The organism is Variovorax sp. 01T439_2 (genome assembly GCF_056398445.1).
Genome location: NZ_JBFTPJ010001067.1, coordinates 1 through 1,866, shown reverse-complemented (window position 1 = coordinate 1,866; position 1,866 = coordinate 1). Strand labels below are relative to the sequence as shown.

The 1,866-nt window shown below is 66.2% G+C and carries 2 protein-coding genes; one reads left to right on the top strand and one right to left on the bottom strand.

All coding sequences use genetic code 11. The features are described from left to right. A partial coding sequence (locus AC1DOC_RS31915; protein WP_478131363.1) for a branched-chain amino acid transaminase occupies window positions 1-767 on the bottom strand: 767 nt, incomplete at its 3' end. Between the two features lie 131 nt (window positions 768-898). On the opposite strand from AC1DOC_RS31915, the gene AC1DOC_RS31910 reads away from it, so the two are divergent. Next, the coding region (locus AC1DOC_RS31910; protein ID WP_478131362.1) for a recombination-associated protein RdgC at window positions 899-1,866 on the top strand (968 nt) is incomplete at its 3' end.

The following is a 1,866-nucleotide window of genomic DNA, read 5'->3' as shown; positions in this document are numbered from 1 at the left end:
GCAATGTAGACCTCGTCGCGCGTGATGCGCTTTTGCACCAGTTCGAGCCCCAGGTCCTTGCACACGTGCAGGATGGTGTTGCGCGTGATGCCGTTGAGCGCGCCGGCCGAGAGGTCGGGCGTGTAGACCACGCCGCCCTTGACCACGAAGATGTTCTCGCCCGCGCCTTCGGAGACGAAGCCGCTCGCATCGAGCAGCAGCGCCTCGTCGTAGCCGTCGTCCAGCGCTTCCATGTTGGCGAGGATCGAGTTGGTGTAGTTGCTCACCGTCTTGGCCTGCGTCATCGTGATGTTGACGTGGTGGCGGGTGAAGCTGGAGGTCTTCACGCGGATGCCGCGCTTCATGCCCTCTTCGCCCAGGTAGGCGCCCCAGGACCAGGCCGCGACCATGGCGTGGATCCGGTTGCCCTTGGGGCTCACGCCGAGCTTTTCGGAGCCGATCCAGATCAGCGGGCGCAGGTAGCAGCTTTCGAGCTTGTTCTCGCGCACGACCTGCTTCTGGGCCTCGTTGAGCTGCTCCTGCGTGAAGGGAATCTTCATGCGCAGGATCTTGGCGCTGTTGAACAGGCGCTCGGTGTGCTCGGCCAGGCGGAAGATCGCCGTGCTGCCGTCGGCCGTCTTGTAGGCGCGCACGCCCTCGAAGGCGCCGCAGCCGTAGTGCAGCGTGTGGCTCAGCACGTGGATCTTGGCGTCGCGCCAGTCCACGAGTTCGCCGTCCATCCAGATCTTGCCGTCACGGTCGTCCAGCGAGGGGGGGATCGAGCTCATTTCCTGATTCCTTTGGGAGCTGTGTGGGGAGCGACGGGGGAAGTCGCAAAAGCTTTCGATTTTACGGCCGAGCCCGCAACGCCGTGCCCGACAATGGCCGGTTGTCCAAACCAGTGGAAAAAAGGGTTTCCGTGTCCGTATTCAAGAACGTCATCGTCTATCGCATCGAACCTGCCTGGTCCCAAACACTGGCCGAGGCCGAAGAAGCGCTCGCCAAGGCGCGCTTCGAGCCCTGCGGCCCCTCGCAGGAAAAATCCGCCGGCTGGGTGGAGCCCCGCGGCGAAGCCAACGGCCCGCTGGTCGAATCCATCGACGGCCAGTGGCTGGTCGAATACATGATCGAGAGCAAGGCGGTGCCCGGCTCCGTGGTGCGCCGCAAGCTCGACGAGCGCTGCGCGCAGATCGAGGCCGCCACCGGCCGCAAGCCCGGCAAGAAGGAAAAGAAGGAGCTCAAGGAGGACATCACCCTGGAGCTGCTGCCGATGGCCTTCACGCGCAGCGCCCGCGTGGCCGTGTGGATCGACAAGGCCGAGCACCGGCTGGTGATCAACAGCGGCAACGCCTCGCGCGCCGATGAAGTGGTCACCAGCCTCGTGAAGTCGCTCGACGGCTTTGCGGTGGCCCTCATCAACACGCAGGTGGAGCCGGCCGCCGCCATGGCCAACTGGCTGCTGACGCAGGAGCCGCCGGCCGGCTTCACCATCGACCGCGAATGCGAGCTCAAGGCCTCGGACGACTCCAAGGCCGTGGTGCGCTACGCCAAGCACCCGCTCGACATCGAGGAAGTGCAAAAGCACATCACCGACGGCAAGCGTCCCACGCGCCTGGCGCTCACCTGGGACGACCGCGTGTCCTTCGAGCTGACGCACGGCATGCTGATCCGCAAGATCGTGTTCCTCGAAGGCACGGGCGACGGCGCGGCCGGCGGCAAGAAGGAAGACAACTTCGACGCCGACGTGGCCATTGCCACCGGCGAGCTCGGCCAGCTGGTGCCGGCGCTGCTCGACGCGCTGGGCGGCGAGGCGGCCTTCAGCGGCGCCCCCGCGGACGCAGCAGCAGCGCCGAAGGCTGCGGCGGCAGCACCCACGACCACCACGCC